Below are 17593 nucleotides of genomic sequence, written 5' to 3' on the forward strand. Positions count from 1 at the left end.
GCACCTTTAATAAATCTTAATAAAATAACGCAATAGTAACATCAAACCCATTATAAATCTTTAATTTTATTTTTTGATGTATACAGCATAGCTCCTAATATTTAGACCATACGGTACGATTGATGTAATCAATATAGCTCAGAACAATCCTGACTACCTGCTTTGATACCGCTCCTCTATCCTGATAATCAGAAACTACAGGTATGATGCGCTGTGTGGAATCACTTTGACTGGTGACGACATGTACTGCATCTAAGACCTTGTCTTTTTTTAATCCACTCATAATCAATGTACCAACATCCATTCCTTCGGGTCGTTCATGCGCATAACGAATCATTACGGCGGGTAAATTCAAGATGGAGGATTCCTCAGTAATTGTACCGCTATCTGAAAGGATACAAAAAGCATTCATTTGTAGCTTAATGTAATCAAGAAAGCCAAAGGGTTTAACAAAACGAATTAATTCATGATCCTTATAGTCACTAAAAGCTTCTAAGCGTTTCTGTGTGCGCGGATGGGTAGAAACAATAATTGGGTATCTATAGGTTTCAGCAAGTGCTCTTAGGGTTTCAAGAAGATCATGTAAGTTTTCAGGAGTATCAACATTTTCTTCTCGGTGTGCGCTCACAATAAAATATTTATTTTCTGTTAAATGCTCACGAACCAAAACATCAGAAGCCAGAATTTTGGGCTTATAATGCTCTAATACTTCTTGCATATGAGAGCCTGTTTTAATGATGGTTTCTGGCCTGATGCCTTCGGAAATCAGATAACGACGAGCATGTTCGGTCAAGACCATATTTATATCACTTAAATGGTCAAGAACTTTTCGATTTAATTCCTCGGGAACTCGCTGATCAAAACAACGATTACCTGCTTCCATATGAAAGACGGGTATTTTTTTTCGTTTGGCAGCAATTACTGCCAAGCAGGTATTGGTGTCCCCATAAAACAATACAGCATCTGGATTTTCCGCTGCTAACACATCATCTGCTTTGGATATTACATCAGCAATTGCTTTTGCTGCAGTTTCACCAGTAACGCCAAGGAAATAATCTGGCTTACGTATTTCAAGATCATCAAAAAATATTTGATTTAATTCATAATCATAATTCTGGCCTGAGTGAACTAACACATGATGAACTTGATTGTCTAATTCTGCAATAACCCGGCTCATTTTGATTAATTCAGGTCTTGTACCTACTATACTCATTACCTTTATCATTGGAGTTCATTCCTAACATAATCTAGTTGTAAAAGCAGTTTCTTTATACCTGCTACATCCAGTCTCTCAGTATTATGAGACGTGTAATCATCTGACTCAGAAATATGCTCTTCACCTTCAACAAAGTATTTTTTGTAATTCAAATCGCGATTATCAGCAGGGATGCGATAATAGCGCTGCAAATCTTCTGCTTTGGCCATTTCTTCGCGTGACACTAATGATTCATAAAGTTTTTCACCATGACGTGTACCAATAATCTTTATTGGCTTATCGTAATTAAATAATTCTTTTAAAGCCTGAGCAAGATCGCCAATTGTGGAAGCGGGTGATTTTTGTACAAAAATATCGCCTTGTTGCGCATATTGAAAGGCATACAATACTAAATCTACAGAGTCTTCGAGTGACATCAGAAAACGCGTCATATTTGCATCGGTGATGGTTAACGGTTCTCTGGATTTTATCTGATTAATAAAAAGAGGAATGACAGAGCCTCGGGACGCCATAACATTACCATAGCGGGTAGCACAAATGAGTGGGCCTGAGTCAGGTATCATTCGCGATTTCGCAATCATAATTTTTTCTGCAATTGCCTTAGACATTCCCATTGCATTAATTGGATATACTGCTTTATCTGTGCTCAAAACTACCACGCGTTTTATCCCATTTGCAATCGCTGAATTTAGAACATTCTCGGTGCCAATGACATTCGTTTTAACTGCTTCCATGGGGTAAAATTCACAAGAAGGAACCTGTTTTAATGCTGCGGCATGAAATATATAATCTACTCCTGCTGTCGCATGTTGTAAACTTTCGTAATCGCGTACATCACCAAGATAAAATTTGACTTTATCGTTGGCTAAAGCAATACGCATATCTTCTTGTTTTTTTTCATCGCGGCTAAAAACGCGAATTTCTTTTACATTAGTATCCAGGAAACGTTTTAGCACTGTATGCCCAAACGAACCTGTTCCCCCGGTAATCATTAATATTTTATTGTCAAACATGAGATTTGGTATCCAAATTGAAACGGTTAAAAGCCTTCATTTTCAAAATTAAATCCGGCCAAGAAGGAGGAATATAGCCGCTTGCCTCTTTAAAGCGCGTTGAATCAAGTGAGCGATCAATACATAACTGCTCATCAGGAATGATATCAATTACTTTGCCATAGGTCTCTGCTACCAATTTAAGTAAGCTAAATTTGTCAATTGGATCTGCTGATACATGGTATAAACCTGAAAGGTTATCATTAGGAATAACAAACTCGGCAATTACTCGAGCTAACTCGATTGTTGGTAAACCGGAAAAAATTGCCTTTTTATATCCTTTAATACTTCCTTGTTGTGATAAAAACCAATCAATTAATGCGTAATTACTATTTAATTCATGGCCAATTATTGATGTTCTAAGAGTCACGGCATTCGTCAAATCATTTAACTCGCCTATAAATTTAGATTTTCCATATAAATCTTCAGCATCAGACAAATCGGTTTCTTTATACATTCCCTTTCGTCCAGAGAAAACACAATCAGTACTTATATGGATTAAACGCGCAGCGGATAAAGTGCATAATTTAACAAGACGATGCGGCAATATCGCATTAATAGGCAGCGTTATTAAAGGATCTTTTGCAATGGCGTGTTGTTTAATTAAGCCAATGCAATTAATGACAATATCAGGATTAACTTCCGCAAATACATCCATCAATGCATCATTATTAAGCACATCCACATTAGTTATTATGTGATCGTGTAATTCGGTTTCAAAAAATCGTTTATCTTGAGTATGACGCATTGTTGCGAATACCTGAAACTGTTGATTAGTACTTAAAAATCTAAATACAGCATTTCCCAGCATTCCTGTACTGCCTAAAACTAAAATCTTTTTGTTCATCATTTTGCTGATTTTATCCTCTCATTTAAAATCTCAATTAACTTGTTTGCTTGAGTCGGCATGTTAAAGTTCTCGAGAAAATAAGCTCTCCCTGATGCTCCCATTTTATTGCGCTCTATAGGACTCAGCTTATAAATCGTCCGAATACATTGAGCAAGCCCTTGGGAATCTTCAGAAGGACAAGTCAAACCGGCTTCTGCTCTTTCAACAACACGCGCAGCTTCCCCATCCAGAGCAGCAATAATTGGCTTTCCTGCTGCCAGATAAGCCTGAATTTTACTTGGGATAGTATAAGAAAAGATTTCATCTTTTTTTAAACTTACAAGCAATGCTGCTGCACGACTCAATATATGCGGCATTTCCAGGGCAGGAAATCTCCCTGCTATGATAATATTATCTAGCTTTTTTTCCTTTTTTTGCTGGCTGAGCCATTCAGACATACTGCCGCTACCTACAAAAACCAAACGAAAATCGGGTAAGTCTTGCAATTGCTCTGCTGCATCTACTAAAGTAGGTAGGGACTGAGCAATTCCCAAATTTCCTGCAAATACAACACAAAATTTGGAGTTCAATTCATTCAACAGATTTTCTGGTATTTGAGGTACATCCGTTGTTGCACTATTGGAATCATTATACGAGTTAGGATAATAAACTATTTTGTTTTCTTTTGCATAGCGCGAAATAGGTGCTTTGAATGCATGCGACTGAGCTAGAATTGTATCGGAACAATAATAAATTGCGCGCACCAATTGCCCAACCAGCCACAGTAGAAATGGGTTTCGAATAAAACCGGTGGCTTTTAAACTCTCGGGCCATAAATCTTGAATCCATACAGCAAGGTGGCTCTTCAAACGCCATTTCAGGAAAATGGCGGGAATTATGGATGTGATGGGGGATAAACCGAAAGCGAAAACAACATCATATGATTCGCCTTTTATCGCAGAAGGAAAAAAACGCAATCCATTCATCACAAAAGACAAGTAATTTAAAATAAGATTTTTTGCCCCACCCTTACCGCGGCTTCGGAGAGGTGCTCTAAATACGGTGACACCGGGTATAAAACTTTCAGAAACAATTCCTTTTTTTGTATACCCTGCAAAGATTTCTCCATTAGGATAATTGGGTTTGCCCGTTAATACTTTTATTGTATGGCCTTGCTGAGTCAAAGTTTCAACTAACTCATTGATAATAAATGTCTCAGGCCAAAAATATTGTGAAATTAATAAAATCCTCATTAAATCACTTATCCAAATTTAATAAAAAAAAGCCAAATAGAGCTCAATTAACCAGGCAACATACTAGAAATAAAACCAGCAAAAAACAAGCCCTAACGATTAAAATAGAAACAGATACAACAGCATTATCTTTTGGCCAATAATAATCAAGGACACATAAAACTATTTAATTTTCTAGGCATAGTGAGCGCAATTCATTGTGTATTTCTTTATTTATTGCATGATTACAAAGTTTTTCTCATCAGAATTAACTAAAGGCGCATGTTAAGGGAAATGCGTACTTGAACTATGGAGTTACTCAGTATACCCTATCCCACTATTTTCCAGGTGAAGAGATTTTATACATATGGACCGCTTAAAAGGACGCACTAAGTTTTACCTTTTCATTCGTTCATTTCTTGAAAGAGTTTTTTCTTTGTGCATCTTAATTCTATTAAGTCCTGTGTTTTTCGTTATTTCTTTTATTATTTTAATTACTATGGGGCGTCCTATTTTTTTTATACAAGACCGAATGGGGCGAGGCAATCAGGCCTTTAGAATGTATAAATTTAGAACGATGCGTAATGACAATCAAAAGCTAATTTATGCCTCAGAAAATGATCCCAGGGTAACTAAATTTGGCCAAATTATTCGCAAGCGTCGTCTCGATGAGTTACCTCAGTTTTTAAATATATTAATAGGCAACATGAGCTTAATTGGTCCTAGGCCGGAACCGATGCAGCTTGCTGAAAAATATACTAAAACTATTGCAGATTATAATGTAAGACACCTCGTTAAACCCGGAATTACTGGTTATGCCCAAGTTAAAATGGGGTATGCGGATTCTGAAGATGCTACAAAAATTAAAGTATCTTACGATCTGGAATATGTGAAGAATTTATCGCTTTTATTGGACATTCAAATTATTTTAAAAACCATAAGAGTTATATTTACTGGTTTCGGAGCAAGATAATGAAAACAATCCTTATTGGACGAGGTAATCTTTCAAATGCGTTACTAAAAAAATTGGGCAAGACTCAGTGTGTGGTGCTTTCTTCGGCAGACATTGTAGCGACACCATTATTATTAATTGATCTGATCAACAGCACGGATCGTTGTAACGTCATTTTAAATTGTTTTCAAAAATCAACAGAACTTTTCAAAGTAAATTCTGAAACAATAGTAAAGAATTCGATTGCGAATCTTGCTGTTATTTTGGATATTCTTAGTGCTCATGCAACCAAAATTAACAAAATAATTTATACAAGCAGTAGTTCTGTCTATGGCGCTAATTCTAATGAAAATTGCCTTGAAACAATGCCCGCATCGCCTATGAATATGCATGGTGCTTTAAAATTTGCTTGCGAACAATTAATTTCATTTTATTGTAACAAGCATAAAATTGAATATACCCTTGCGCGAATTTTCAATATATACGGTGGGCAAGAGGATACATTTTCAATGATTTTTCGCGTGCTCGATGCCTCCTTTTCAGAAAAAAGAATCACATTATTTAATAAAGGACAAGCCATACGCGATTATATTCATGTTGATGATATCGCTTGGGCTTATGAACGATTATTAACTGTAACGGGTATTCCTGTTTTAAATATTGCCAGTGGTCAAGGTATTTCAACAAGCACACTCATTGCAACGTTACAAAGCAAAGGCATTTCATTGAACGTGGATTATGCAGATAATATCAATGAAATAAGCGTTTCTATAGCCAATGTTAAATTAGCGGAAAAATGTCTTGGGAAACATCATTACATCTCGGTTTTTTCATACTTGGAACAGCAACTATTAAGTAAGGTTAGCGCATGCTAAAAAATAAGTTCCTTTTTAATTTTTCGGTCTCTTATCTTGGTGGGGGGGTCAACAGGCTTGTTGCTTTTGCAAAGTGGTTTAACCAAAATGGGGGCGCTTACTTTATTATTCATCCATTCTGTCAGTATTTGGTAAAACAATTTCCTAATAATCAGTACATCATTGTAAAACAATCCAAATTGCAAAGGTTATTCAATGATTGTTTTTATTTAAACGATTTTCAAAAAGACATAGGGACGCCAGAATTTTATTATTCATATGGTATTCCAATATATTATAAGTTTGGAAAAATAAATTGGTTTCATTTAAGCAATATTTTACCTTTGTGCACCCGTAATATTCCCTTATCTTTATCTGACAAGTTGAAATTTACCTGTCTTGGTTCACGAATTAAAAAAAATTTCGAACATGCGGATGTCATTTCTGCAGAATCAAATTTTTCTTTAAGCTTTATTGATGATAAATATTCATCAAGAAAGGTTTTGTCAATGAATGGGAGTGATCAAGAGTTATCATTTTTAAATTTAAAAGAACAACCAAAAGAAAGAGATAATATTGCGACAGTTATAGGCACCTATCGCTATAAAGCGGTAGAAGATTCGTTCCACGTATATGAAAGCCTTAGAAAAAATAACCCTGAACTGAAGTTGATAATCATTGGTGATGAAAAGTCTATTCCTGCGAGTCTGAAAACGAATAAGAATATTATCATCAAGGGCTTCGTACCAAGAGAAGAGGTGCTCAATAGCCTTTTGAAGACCAAATATTACATTTCAACTACCCACATTGAGAACTCTTCTAACGGCGTATCAGAAGGTGTATTTCTTGCCGAGGAATCATATATTTCAGACATAGGGCCTCATAGAGAGTTATTAAAAGGAATGAGTTTTGAGACGTTGTCTGTTGAAAATTTGCAAAGAACGATGCTCCATATTAAAAAAGATAATATTTCTACCCGCCATTTAAAAACGTGGGATGAAATTATTGAAGAGATGTTGTTTTGGAGAAAAAAGCTGGATAATTCCCCTGGAAACAGCTGGGTTTAAAAGTAGGATTTCCTTACAAAGGAAAGACAGGAGATTCTGCATGATAGATTCCAAGAGATCGTAAAATGAAAGGTAAGTTAGTTCAGACATCAATTTTATCAGGTGCTTCTACATTAATTAAAGTTCTCATTGGTGTTTTGTCCTTGAAAATAGTGGCTCTTTATACTGGTCCAAAAGGGGTTGGTGTATTGGGGCAGTTTATGGCTATTGCTAATGTGATTTCAGTAGTTGCTGGAGGCGGGGTTACATTAGGAGTCATTAAATATGTTGCGGAATATACTAATTTGCCAGAAAAATTTTATTCATTCTTATCTACAGCATTTTGTTATACGCTCTTTTGTTCCTGTCTGGTAATCGGGCTCACCCTTCTTTTTAGCACTTCTCTTGCGCATATGTTTTTAGGGGCAACAGATTATCTCTATTTGCTGCAATGGTTATTGATAGCACAAGCTTTTACTGCAATTTATCTATTCATCACATCAATTATTAATGGGTTAGGCAAAATAAAACTATTGGTTTGTGTTAATGTTTTAAGCAGCATTGTGAGTTTGATTCTAATTGCTTTCTTTACCAACTATTATCAGTTAAAAGGGGCGCTCGGAGCATTTGTTTTATCTCAGGGAATTACTTTTCTTATTGCCTATGGGTTTGTTTATCGTGAAAAATGGTTTCGCTCTTTATTTTCATTTCGCATTGAAAAAGCGCAGTTGGTTAAATTGTTGCATTATTCGTTAATGACCATTGTAAGTACGCTCACTGTTCCATTGTCCCAAGTATTTGTTCGGAACGATATTCATACATTATATGGATGGGATGCCGTTGGCATGTGGCAATCTGTGCTCAGATTATCTGATGCTTATTTATTGTTTGTTACAACGATTCTTACTACTTATTATTTACCCAAATTATCGCAATTAGAAGACAACACTTCTTTAAAAGAAGAAATGAGACGAGTGCAAAAGATATTGTTTTCCTTAATTGCACTCATGCTGTTTGTTATTTATATTTCACGCAAAATAATCCTCTTAATATTTTATGACGATACATTTATTGCTGCTGAGAATTTATTTTTGTACCAATTGATTGGTGATTTTTTTAAAATAGCAGGGTGGACCTATACGTACTTGCTTCTTGCAAAATCTAAAACGAAAGAGTACATTGTCGGGGAATGTATAATTGGGCTAATATTTATACTCCTTGGCCATATATTTTTAAGACAATTTGGATTAGTGGGAGTGACTTATGCTTTTGCCCTGACCTATTTTATTTACTGGGTGTTTATGATGAGTATTTCTTTGTTTTATTTTAAGGGTAGGGAGAAATCATGGGTGATAATGCAGAACAGTTAGTTTCAATAGTTATACCTGCATACAATGCTCTCCCCTATCTTGAAGAGGCAATAGAAAGTGTTTTAGCTCAAGATTATCCTAATATAGAACTGATTGTATTAGACGATGGGTCTACAGATGGAACAGCTGATTTTTTGAAAAAATATCAAGGCCGTTTTTTTTATGAAACCCATGAAAATATGGGACAAGCTCGAACCTTGAATAAAGGATGGGCAATGAGTAAAGGTTCCATTATTGGGTATTTGAGTGCCGATGATACACTCGCGGCGAACGCAGTAAGTCTTTCAGTGCTTGAGTTCAATAAAAATTCAAACATTGTATTAACCTACGGTGATAATCTTTTGATTGATAATCAATCCAAGTTTATAAGAAAACTAACGACACCTGATTACGATTATTATCAAATGCTTATTCGCGGTGGAACGCCAATTGCCGTAGGATCTTTTTTTCTGAAATCTGCGTTTAATAAAATGGGTGGTTGGGATAGTAATTACTCTTTGATTGGTGATTTTGAATATCATACAAGACTGGCAAAGTTAGGAACTTTTATAAGGTTGCCCGTAGTTCTTGGATGCCACCGAGTACATGAACAATCGGCAAGTTTTGCGAATACCTCGCTGGATCGTGCGAATGAGTTTGTAAAATTAATGTCAAATATTTTAAATGATACTACTGATAATAGATTGCTGGAATTGGCCCCATTGATTCTAAGTCAAGCGTATTTAATTTCTGGAAGAACACACTGGCGGTCAGGGCGATATAAATTGGGAATAAAGTATTTTTTCCAAGCGATGAAACTGGCGCCCCAGAAACTTACAAAAATAAACACATACCACATCATTTTTAATGCACTTTTTAATAAAAGTTTGCATCGATGTTTTAGGGCCATAAGAAATATATTCGATCAAGGTATCAGGAAAATTGCTGTTAGCAAAAAAATTGAAAACTGAGGAGTAGATAGTGCTACATGGATAGCCTGAAGAGATGCAGGCATGGTGAGGCACAGACAAAAAAAATCGCTTGAGTGTGCAAGGCAACTATAAAATCATTTAAGGGCCATTTTCTAGTTTCACTGACGCACTTCACGAAGTGAGATGGAGAGAAAAAAATGCAAAGCAAATTGATATCAATGAAGTATTCAATTATTTTAATAATGGGTTTGTTTTTTTTCTCTTTATTTGGCGTTGCTCATTATAAAGGGTCTGACTTCTATTATTTCGTGTTTGATTTAATATGGCTAACCGTATTAATTTCAAGTTTATCCCTGGCGCAAAGCTATATATCTTTCTACTTAAAAATCATGTTATTTTTGGGTGTTTGGCTGAAATTAATGTTTTATTTAGTATTAGGAGTGGAATTTGTAGAGCCTACCGGTTATTGGAACGATGTTCATAACTTGGGATTGTATTGGGATGTAGCTTTAATGGTTGCAAGTTATGCCGCTTTAGGTATTTTAGCCGCCGATGTTTTATTTTATCTCTATCGTCGTTTTTCTTACAGTAGTAATGGCGCTCTATCATTAAAAAGCCAAGTAGAAGTGCCTAAGTGGTATCTGAAGAACCCCAAAAAAATTTGGCTTTTATTACTTCTTATTAGTCTAGGAATCAGCTGTATTAATTTCAAAACCCATTTTTATATGATAGGTCTTTCACCTGCAGTCATTTTTCCTTACCATATTAATTTTCTGTTATCGTGGATCTGGATATTTTTCTTACCCTTATTGATAGCTTATTTAATGGGTTTGGATGCTTTAACGCAGAATTATAAAAATTGGCACTATGCAATAATTATTGCATGTTTGATCTCAGTGGCCACTTTAAGCCGCTCTATTTTAATTATGTGGATAATTCCTTGCTTTTTTATCTTATTCAAAGAGAGTTTTTATTCTCTGGTCACTCAATATAAAAAATTAGTAATCACCTATGTTGTTCTCGCAATTATCTCATTAGGTGCTGTGAGTATGTTGCGAAGTTACTATTTTTATAGCCCCAATAGTTCGCACAAGACTACATCCACAGATAAAAAATCAAGAAAGGCAGAGAAAAAATCTGATGGATTAACGCTGAAAAAGTTAATAGTACATAATAAATCAAATCTGAAATTCCAGTTGCAACAATTGAAGTCATTACCTATTAGCCGTTGGGTAGGTATCGAAGGAATTTTGGCTACAACTGCCTATCCATATGTGGGATGGGATTTGTTTAAAAAGGCCATTTTTCAAAAGCCGACACAAGAAGTCAGTCTTTATTCAAAAATATCCCAGAGTTATATGGACATCAAGGCAGGAACAAAGTTTTCTTCTTTACCTGGCTTGATAGGTCTTTTAAATTATTCTGATAGCTTTCTGATAGTATGTTTTGGTACTTTTGTTATTTGTTTACTGATGTATTTTATACAGTTTTTCTATTATCAAGTGGGGCTAAATATTTATTTCTTATCACAGCAAGGTTTTTTGCTGGCATTTTTTCTAACAGAATTAAATGTTCCCTATTTAGGTGTAATTAACTTCGCTGAATTCATTTTAGCTTCATTATTGTTATTACTCATTCATAAGTGGAATGCTCTGTGTCCAAACGTCACCGCGATGCGGCAAGGAAGGCTAAAAATTGAGGCACAAAACAGCTGTTGAGAGTCGTATGCATCGCACAAGGGATAGTATGATAATTTTGTATCACCCCAATTTTTGGGACAAATCGCTTAAAATGCGGCTCCCGGTACAAAACATAGCGACTTTTAACTCATACTCAATTGTTTGCATGCATAGACTCACCTGCTCAGAAGACTCCAGGGCCGCTTCGAGTAAGGGCCGCGCATAGCCAATGGTTGTTGCACCAAGCGCAAAAAGCTTGGCGGCATTTAAACCATTTACGACACCGCCTGAACCCCAAATTTCGAAAGAAGGATTTAGCGCTGCGGCTTGTTTTACTGAGGTTACAGTATCAATTCCCCAGTTGCGGAAGGTAATTGCCGCCTGTTGACGAATAGGGTCGTGGGCTGCTCTATGCCCTTCAATTCGTCCCCAGTGAGTTCCTCCTAGGCCGCCGACATCAATCGCGGCAATACCGATTTCATTTAAACGTACCATCGTTCCATGAGAAAAACCACATCCTGTTTCTTTGACGATGATTGGGATGGGTAATTTTTTAACCAAGTCTGCCAAAGCCTGCCAGCACCCTTTATAGGTGGTTGTGCCTTCAGGCTGCATGCATTCTTGCAAGGGATTACAGTGGATAATTAATGCATCGGCGTGCAAGGCATCTGTTAAGCGTTGAATCTCACTTAGTGATGTCGTGATTAATTGTGCTATTCCTAAATTGCTGTACAAGCTAACTTGAGGGAAGTTACGACGTAAATCTTGCCACTCAAATGCTGCTTTAGGGTCGGTAAGTTCGCGTCTTTGAGAGCCCACCCCCATTGCCCAACCATTCAATGCACACGCCTCAATCAGGTTATGATTGATATGTTGCGCACGACGATGGCCCGCAGTCATGGAGCTAATAAGAAAAGGTTTTTCAACTGCTTGGCCAAAGCGGGAACCTTTGATGCTGATTTCATCAAAATTTAAATCCGGCAAGGCATCATGAATCAGATTGATGCCATCAAATGTACTGAGCTCTGTAGTTTGATTTTCAGGCATTAAGGCCAATTTGATGTGATCTTGTTTGCGTTGTTCAAACTGCTCATAGTTATTTGTCATCGGTTATATGCCTGTTTTACAGTTGACTTAATGTTTGGTGCAATGAAATAGCAGCGTTGGCTACATCTACGCCTTTATGCCCAGCTTTTCCCCCTAATCTGTCCCATGCTTGTTCTTCATTATCTGTGGTCAGTACGCCAAAAAGAACAGGAATATTATATTCCAATGAGACTTGCAAGCATCCTTGGCTTACCATATCACACACCAGATCATAATGACTGGTTTCGCCACGAATCACTGCACCTAAGCTAATAATTGATTGTACCGCTTTTTGCATGGCCAGACGTTTTGCAACTAATGGAATCTCTACCGCTCCTGGAACCTCAAATGACTTGATGTCTTTTTCGTTAAAGCCACGTTTTAGGAGTTGAGATATCGCTCCTTCTTGCAAGGCTTTTGTAACGTCTCGATTGAAAACACTGGTGATGATCGCAATGGGAAAAGAACTGACAATGGATGTATCTTCTGCGAGCTCTGTATTTTGCATAATTTCTCTCTCTTATTTCTTACTGATAGCGGTAATTCGTGCAATTTACCTCTTTATGTTCCTATTTTCCACCTATTTTACTTTGTGCAGGCTCAGCATATGGGAAATAATTATACTGTTTTTGAATCTGAAAACATACTTAACTCTGTCATAAGGATAGTGAGCCGGCTAAAATGGAAGCTCGGTTTTTATTGCTCCATTTTAGGATACGCAGTGTTTAACGCATCCTTTGCAATTCAGGATAATTGAAAAATATTATTGACTCTATCCAGTGCTAATAAGTTAATATTTATTATGAGTCTCCTATCCAATTCAAAATTTTAATTTCAGATACTTAATTGGTGACGATTGTTGTCAAATAAGTCGAAGTGCATCACAAGGTGTAGAGGCGTAATATTTATGATGAGTTCACTATTCAAACTAATACTCAGGGCATGAAGGAATGCAGCATGAATGAGGACATTTTCCGGTATAAAACGCGATTTATCACGTTTGTTTTACTTCTAGGTTATGCCTACATGCATGTTAAGCTGACTGGGGTTTTTTATAAGGTAGAATTAGATAAGGTAGTTAATTTTTCAACTCCGATGCCTTTTGGGCAACGGCTACTTGTTCCATTGTTGGTTAATTTTTTGACCTATTTTCTTCCTATTGAGCTGGAAAAATTATTTTTCTTAATTGAGTGGATGTTTATCAGCTTATTATATTTTGCCCTGTTGAGATTATTGCAATATGAATTTAGCCTAAAGCAATCACAATTACTGAGCTGGTTATTTCTTCTTTTATTACCTCTAACCACAGTGGTTAATTATCGATATACTACTGATGGCCCTGCCACATTCTTCTTTTATTACGATACACCTACTCTTTTTTTTCTCGCTCTGGGTTTATATCTTTGTCTTCGTTCGAATTGGCTTTATTTTGTTCCTTTACTATTTATCGCTACTATTAACCGTGAAAGCAGTCTTCTGTTGGTCCTAATTATTCCAGCCCTACATTGGAAAAATCTGCATTTGGTTTATAAACAATTGATCTTTGCTTTCGTAGCTTATGTTCTTGCTCGTTGGCTTGTCTTATCCTTTTTGCATGGTACTCCAGGAGTTTTATTGGAATGGTACTTTAGATCGAGTCACTATACCCATTTTCAGGTAAATTTGTTTTGGTTATTAAACTTGCAGCATATTTTATTGTTTATGTTTTGTTTTGCAGGACTGCCTTTATTTTGGTTTGCTTTTTATGATTATATACCTCTTCTATTCAGGCCTTTACGCTATGTTTTATTGTTTTATTTTATTGCTTTACTCATGATAGGCAATTTTCCTGAGATACGACTATTTGGGGAAATTGTGTTGTTACTCTACTTACCGGTATGTATTGCGTTAAAGCGTTGGCTGTGTCATTTAAAACCAATTATTCCTGAAATAAGTTCCGGGGTTGTCTATTATATGGATCGATACGCTGTCTTTATTTCTTTAACCGTAGTTTTGATTTTTCGCCAGCCTCTAAATAAATGGGTGATTTGGTTATCTCATTTGTAAAAAATGAGCATCCAGGCAAGCAAATACATTACTGAAGCTAAAATTAAAGTGATGCTGTAGCCAAATATCATAGACATTGCCATTGCAATGATGGATCCCAAAACTGAAAAGGCACAATTCAACGCCCAAAACCAGGGAATGCTTTTCGTGTTTTGATAACGGGCTAAGCGCATCCCGGAAGGTAAGGCAATTCCCATGCATAGTCCTAAAGGAAAAAGAATGAGGACAATGAGCATCAACTTTAAATACCAGTTGTACCCAAAAGTAACATCCATTAACCAATGCAGATAGAAAGGTAAAACTATAGCCAAGAGTACCACCATAATTAAACCTCTTTTTAAAACGCGATCAGTCTGTTCGGGCTGAGGAGAATTAAATAAAATACTGCCTAGGCCGCCAAAAAATAGCAAACAAAACAAGCCTACGGCCAACCCATAAGTTGGTCCTCCTAAATAAACTGATCCAATTTGGAGGATGGGCATTTCTATTAACATAAAACCTAAGCCTAATAATGAAAAATACAATCCCCATAAGAGAGGTGGCTTAGTTGTAGTCTTGGATAATAACAGCGGCAAAAAATAGAATAATAGAACTAATATGGTAGAAGTTATGAGTAAAATAAACACTATGCTTACGCCATAATAGTTAAATATTTGCCCGGTAATTTTTTTATCTGACAAGAGATCTTTAACCTTGGAAAAATAGAACATTTGAAAGAAGAATGGTCTATCATCGGTAGTTGGCCTAATATCATAGTAATAGTTCTCTGTGAACTGATTAAGATTTTTAGTGGTTAGTGCCGTTTGGAAGAGTGTTTCATTGTTATTCCCAGAAGGAAGATAAACAATATCAAATGCTAATTTATGGGCTATTTCTTTAATCTCATTTATTTCTTGCGCAGAGAAAGGCTTTTTTTTAACCAATACGGTTGCTACATCGATATTATTATTTCCTTTATTTTTAACGATGACTATATTTTTTTCTGGAGAAGTAATCCCGCTTTGTTCAAGAGCAACTCGAGCAAGCAAAACGATTTTGATTGTTTGATTGTCTGGTTGAAAATAGAAACGGGTAACGCTTAATATGCCAGTAGGATTTAAAAATTTTAAATAGGTTTTAAATGCTTCAACCGTGTAAATGCTATTTTCTGCCATAGCAAAAGCACCTGCTACGGTTGCAGCCCAGCTATCAATTAAAGGGATTTGGATAATATCATAGGTTTTTTTCTCAACTTCGAGATAACTGCGGCCTTCAGAAACAGCAACGTGAACCTTGTCATTATTATAAATATTTCCAGCGTATTTAGCATATTTATTTTTGATCAAATCAACCATTACTGGATGAATGTCCACGCCTGTTATCTGTTTGCTATCAAAAGCTAATGCGGTTAATACATCACGGCCACCACCCACACCCAGGATAAATACATCGGCATTGTTTCTTAAATAATAAGGTAATGAAGTAATATCATATTTTAAAAAATCAACTTCTTGGTAATCACCATGAAAGGGAACAATTGGCGTACACGCACTCGCGTCTTGCTGAATCCACAACTGTTTAAATTCGTGTTTTGGTTTATAGGTGCTACTTAGGCCCCACCCGAATGGAGATTCATCATGTAAACCTCTAAAATATATGTCAGATGAGACAGTAATGCGAGACAGTGGGGACCACTTTTCATAAAGATTAGTGTACTGTAACTCGGAATAATTTTTAGTTTGAGTCACTTTAAATAAAGAATTGCCGATGAGGACAAGCAAAAAGCTGGCAACCAGAAGTACTATTGAATAACTACGAATTTTTGGTAGCTCAAATAAAATAGCGGCAATAACAGAGGTTAAGCTTGCAATTAATAAGACTTGTGGTGCTGTAAAACAACTAATCAATAACACACAAGCAATGCAACCAATTGCGGCGCCTTGTAAGTCGAAACTGTAAATTATGTTTGCCTTATCAGGTAAATTTAAAAACAATAGAGAAAGGATCATGCTGCTGAAGACAAAAGGTGCCGTGCATAATAAATACACACCTGTAAATTGTACTATGCTTTGCCAATTGATTGCACTAGGTAAGTGATAAACAATAACTGCATACAAGCTTAAGATGATACTCAATGCAAGAATAATGCTGAGGATGTATAAATTTTTCCTAATGGAGCATTTAAATTGTTCTTCCAAATGATAGACTAACATTCCTCCAAACCCCATACCAAACATCGCTAAAGAGATAACAAAATAAGAGTAGTGGTACCATAAGGTAACAGAAAATATCTTTGTTAAGGTGATTTCCAGGACTAATATGGAGAAGCTAATTAAGAAAACACCAATTAAGGTAGGGTAATTAAGTTGTTTCATATATGAATTCTTTTTCTGTTATTCCCTATTTTTTCATATGGTTAATTGGTGTTTGCATCATAATGGATCTTGGAAAAAAATAAAAATGGGAGCAGGAGTAATTATTAAGTTAATATAATAAAGAATCGCTCTGTAAATGAATTATGAGTTTATTAGGCTATGTTGACATTTCTTTTGGGTGGCTTCCCGGGTATATGAAATGCCAACACACCTAAGCTAACTAGCTAGTCCGCAGTATCATCTGAGTCAACAGTAGTTACGTGAGGGTTTTGGCAAACGACACCTAATTGAGCTTTTGTCCAGGAATCAGGTTCATTACCTGTAGGTTTAGTCGTAAATGCGAAGTCACCAGGATCGCCAATACTTCCCACAATTAACTCTATATTTTTTTTATCTTGCGGACTTATATCACCCACGCAACGGGACATTCCTTCCAAGAAACTATTGGGTGCAAAGGCTTGAACTTTAAAGCCGGTATTACTGGTGTTATTAGATGTTTCATTGACAGTACTGGTAGACTTCCCAGGACCATGGGCAAAAAGGCCTAGTTGCGTGCTTTTCGTGCAATTTGGTACTTTTACTGTTAATGTGTTGCTTTCCGGATATTTTCCATAAGATAGAAGCGGTCCTCCTACTACTTCTTTAACATCAGGATTGGAGATATCGGTGATGATAATAATCCAATTTTTGAAATTAGCCCATTTCGAATTAAATGTTAAATTGAAAGTGCAGTCATCTGCAAAAACGGTTGAAGTAAACAGGAAACAAGAAGCCAATAATATTTTTCTCATAAAACACCTCATTACATTGAAGGTCTACTAACATACATTATGGTTTTAGAATAGTACCTCAATCAACCCAAGGTTCTATAACATACATTATGGCTTTTTAATTCTCACATTTCAAACCATTTATAAGGTGTTTCTGTCAAAAATTGAGGTTTTTGACCTTTAGCAATTCAAAAAA

General features: G+C 36.1%; 15 protein-coding genes. 7 read left to right on the forward strand and 8 right to left on the reverse strand.

Annotated elements, in window-relative coordinates; translation table 11 throughout:
- Positions 1-94 precede the first annotated feature (94 nt).
- Genes wecB through DY223_RS00930 form a run of 4 tightly spaced genes read right to left on the reverse strand, consistent with a single transcriptional unit; the run spans position 95 to position 4350 of the window.
- The gene (gene wecB / locus DY223_RS00915) at positions 95-1225 is read right to left on the reverse strand and encodes a non-hydrolyzing UDP-N-acetylglucosamine 2-epimerase (protein ID WP_058458921.1); all 1131 of its coding nucleotides are present in this window, start codon (positions 1223-1225) and stop codon (positions 95-97) included.
- The gene (locus tag DY223_RS00920) at positions 1222-2229 is read right to left on the reverse strand and encodes a polysaccharide biosynthesis protein (protein ID WP_058458922.1); all 1008 of its coding nucleotides are present in this window, start codon (positions 2227-2229) and stop codon (positions 1222-1224) included. The genes wecB and DY223_RS00920 overlap by 4 nt, the downstream gene beginning before the upstream one ends.
- Complete coding sequence (locus DY223_RS00925) at positions 2222-3118, reverse strand: dTDP-4-dehydrorhamnose reductase family protein (protein ID WP_235810490.1); 897 nt, start codon at positions 3116-3118, stop codon at positions 2222-2224. The genes DY223_RS00920 and DY223_RS00925 overlap by 8 nt, the downstream gene beginning before the upstream one ends.
- Complete coding sequence (locus DY223_RS00930) at positions 3115-4350, reverse strand: glycosyltransferase family 4 protein (protein ID WP_058458923.1); 1236 nt, start codon at positions 4348-4350, stop codon at positions 3115-3117. Before DY223_RS00930 ends, DY223_RS00925 begins: the two co-directional genes overlap by 4 nt.
- 346 nt (positions 4351-4696) lie before the next feature.
- Between DY223_RS00930 and DY223_RS00940 the strand changes: the two genes are divergently transcribed.
- The 6 genes from DY223_RS00940 (at position 4697) to DY223_RS00965 (ending at position 11180) form a co-directional block, all read left to right on the forward strand.
- Positions 4697-5302 carry a sugar transferase gene (locus tag DY223_RS00940; RefSeq protein WP_058458925.1) on the forward strand — a complete coding sequence of 202 codons (606 nt, stop codon included), beginning with the start codon at positions 4697-4699 and terminating at the stop codon, positions 5300-5302.
- The gene (locus DY223_RS00945) at positions 5302-6156 is read left to right on the forward strand and encodes an NAD-dependent epimerase/dehydratase family protein (protein WP_058458926.1); all 855 of its coding nucleotides are present in this window, start codon (positions 5302-5304) and stop codon (positions 6154-6156) included. The genes DY223_RS00940 and DY223_RS00945 overlap by 1 nt, the downstream gene beginning before the upstream one ends.
- Positions 6150-7202: a glycosyltransferase gene (locus tag DY223_RS00950; RefSeq protein WP_058458927.1), complete on the forward strand. Its 1053-nt coding sequence runs from the start codon at positions 6150-6152 to the stop codon at positions 7200-7202. The genes DY223_RS00945 and DY223_RS00950 overlap by 7 nt, the downstream gene beginning before the upstream one ends.
- Before the next feature lie 65 nt (positions 7203-7267).
- Positions 7268-8551: an O-antigen translocase gene (locus DY223_RS00955; RefSeq protein ID WP_058458928.1), complete on the forward strand. Its 1284-nt coding sequence runs from the start codon at positions 7268-7270 to the stop codon at positions 8549-8551.
- Complete coding sequence (locus tag DY223_RS00960) at positions 8527-9501, forward strand: glycosyltransferase (protein ID WP_064115082.1); 975 nt, start codon at positions 8527-8529, stop codon at positions 9499-9501. The genes DY223_RS00955 and DY223_RS00960 overlap by 25 nt, the downstream gene beginning before the upstream one ends.
- A gap of 158 nt (positions 9502-9659) precedes the next feature.
- Positions 9660-11180 (forward strand): hypothetical protein, encoded by a 1521-nt coding sequence (locus DY223_RS00965; protein WP_058458929.1) that lies wholly within the window; start codon positions 9660-9662, stop codon positions 11178-11180.
- Positions 11181-11222: 42 nt separating this feature from the next.
- On the opposite strand, the gene fni is transcribed toward DY223_RS00965, so the two are convergent.
- Both fni and ribH read right to left on the reverse strand, forming a co-directional pair.
- On the reverse strand, positions 11223-12248 hold the full coding sequence (gene fni / locus DY223_RS00970) for a type 2 isopentenyl-diphosphate Delta-isomerase (protein ID WP_058458930.1): 1026 nt from the start codon (positions 12246-12248) through the stop codon (positions 11223-11225).
- Between the two features lie 16 nt (positions 12249-12264).
- Complete coding sequence (gene ribH, locus DY223_RS00975) at positions 12265-12735, reverse strand: 6,7-dimethyl-8-ribityllumazine synthase (RefSeq protein WP_058458931.1); 471 nt, start codon at positions 12733-12735, stop codon at positions 12265-12267.
- A gap of 449 nt (positions 12736-13184) precedes the next feature.
- On the opposite strand from ribH, the gene DY223_RS00980 reads away from it, so the two are divergent.
- Positions 13185-14273: a hypothetical protein gene (locus tag DY223_RS00980; protein ID WP_058458932.1), complete on the forward strand. Its 1089-nt coding sequence runs from the start codon at positions 13185-13187 to the stop codon at positions 14271-14273.
- Here the strand turns inward: DY223_RS00980 and DY223_RS00985 are convergent.
- Together DY223_RS00985 and DY223_RS00990 are read right to left on the reverse strand one after the other, a co-directional pair.
- On the reverse strand, positions 14264-16627 hold the full coding sequence (locus tag DY223_RS00985; protein ID WP_058458933.1) for a spermine/spermidine synthase domain-containing protein: 2364 nt from the start codon (positions 16625-16627) through the stop codon (positions 14264-14266). The genes DY223_RS00980 and DY223_RS00985 overlap by 10 nt on opposite strands.
- Before the next feature lie 224 nt (positions 16628-16851).
- Positions 16852-17418, reverse strand: a complete 567-nt coding sequence (locus DY223_RS00990; protein WP_058458934.1) for a hypothetical protein — start codon at positions 17416-17418, stop codon at positions 16852-16854.
- Between the last annotated feature and the right edge of the window lie 175 nt (positions 17419-17593).

Origin of the sequence: Legionella bozemanae (assembly GCF_900450575.1) — a bacterium.
GTDB classification, from domain to species: Bacteria; Pseudomonadota; Gammaproteobacteria; order Legionellales; family Legionellaceae; genus Legionella; species Legionella bozemanae.

Bases quoted from the DNA above. Each gene is read 5' to 3' on its own strand.
- DY223_RS00985 (WP_058458933.1), bottom strand. From the start codon at position 16,627: ATGAAACAACTTAATTACCCTACCTTAATTGGTGTTTTCTTAATTAGC.
- DY223_RS00930 (WP_058458923.1), bottom strand. From the start codon at position 4,350: ATGAGGATTTTATTAATTTCACAATATTTTTGGCCTGAGACATTTATT.
- DY223_RS00960 (WP_064115082.1), top strand. From the start codon at position 8,527: ATGGGTGATAATGCAGAACAGTTAGTTTCAATAGTTATACCTGCATAC.
- ribH (WP_058458931.1), bottom strand. From the start codon at position 12,735: ATGCAAAATACAGAGCTCGCAGAAGATACATCCATTGTCAGTTCTTTT.
- DY223_RS00955 (WP_058458928.1), top strand. From the start codon at position 7,268: ATGAAAGGTAAGTTAGTTCAGACATCAATTTTATCAGGTGCTTCTACA.
- DY223_RS00990 (WP_058458934.1), bottom strand. From the start codon at position 17,418: ATGAGAAAAATATTATTGGCTTCTTGTTTCCTGTTTACTTCAACCGTT.
- DY223_RS00980 (WP_058458932.1), top strand. From the start codon at position 13,185: ATGAATGAGGACATTTTCCGGTATAAAACGCGATTTATCACGTTTGTT.
- DY223_RS00965 (WP_058458929.1), top strand. From the start codon at position 9,660: ATGCAAAGCAAATTGATATCAATGAAGTATTCAATTATTTTAATAATG.
- fni (WP_058458930.1), bottom strand. From the start codon at position 12,248: ATGACAAATAACTATGAGCAGTTTGAACAACGCAAACAAGATCACATC.
- DY223_RS00920 (WP_058458922.1), bottom strand. From the start codon at position 2,229: ATGTTTGACAATAAAATATTAATGATTACCGGGGGAACAGGTTCGTTT.
- DY223_RS00945 (WP_058458926.1), top strand. From the start codon at position 5,302: ATGAAAACAATCCTTATTGGACGAGGTAATCTTTCAAATGCGTTACTA.
- wecB (WP_058458921.1), bottom strand. From the start codon at position 1,225: ATGATAAAGGTAATGAGTATAGTAGGTACAAGACCTGAATTAATCAAA.
- DY223_RS00925 (WP_235810490.1), bottom strand. From the start codon at position 3,118: ATGATGAACAAAAAGATTTTAGTTTTAGGCAGTACAGGAATGCTGGGA.
- DY223_RS00940 (WP_058458925.1), top strand. From the start codon at position 4,697: ATGGACCGCTTAAAAGGACGCACTAAGTTTTACCTTTTCATTCGTTCA.
- DY223_RS00950 (WP_058458927.1), top strand. From the start codon at position 6,150: ATGCTAAAAAATAAGTTCCTTTTTAATTTTTCGGTCTCTTATCTTGGT.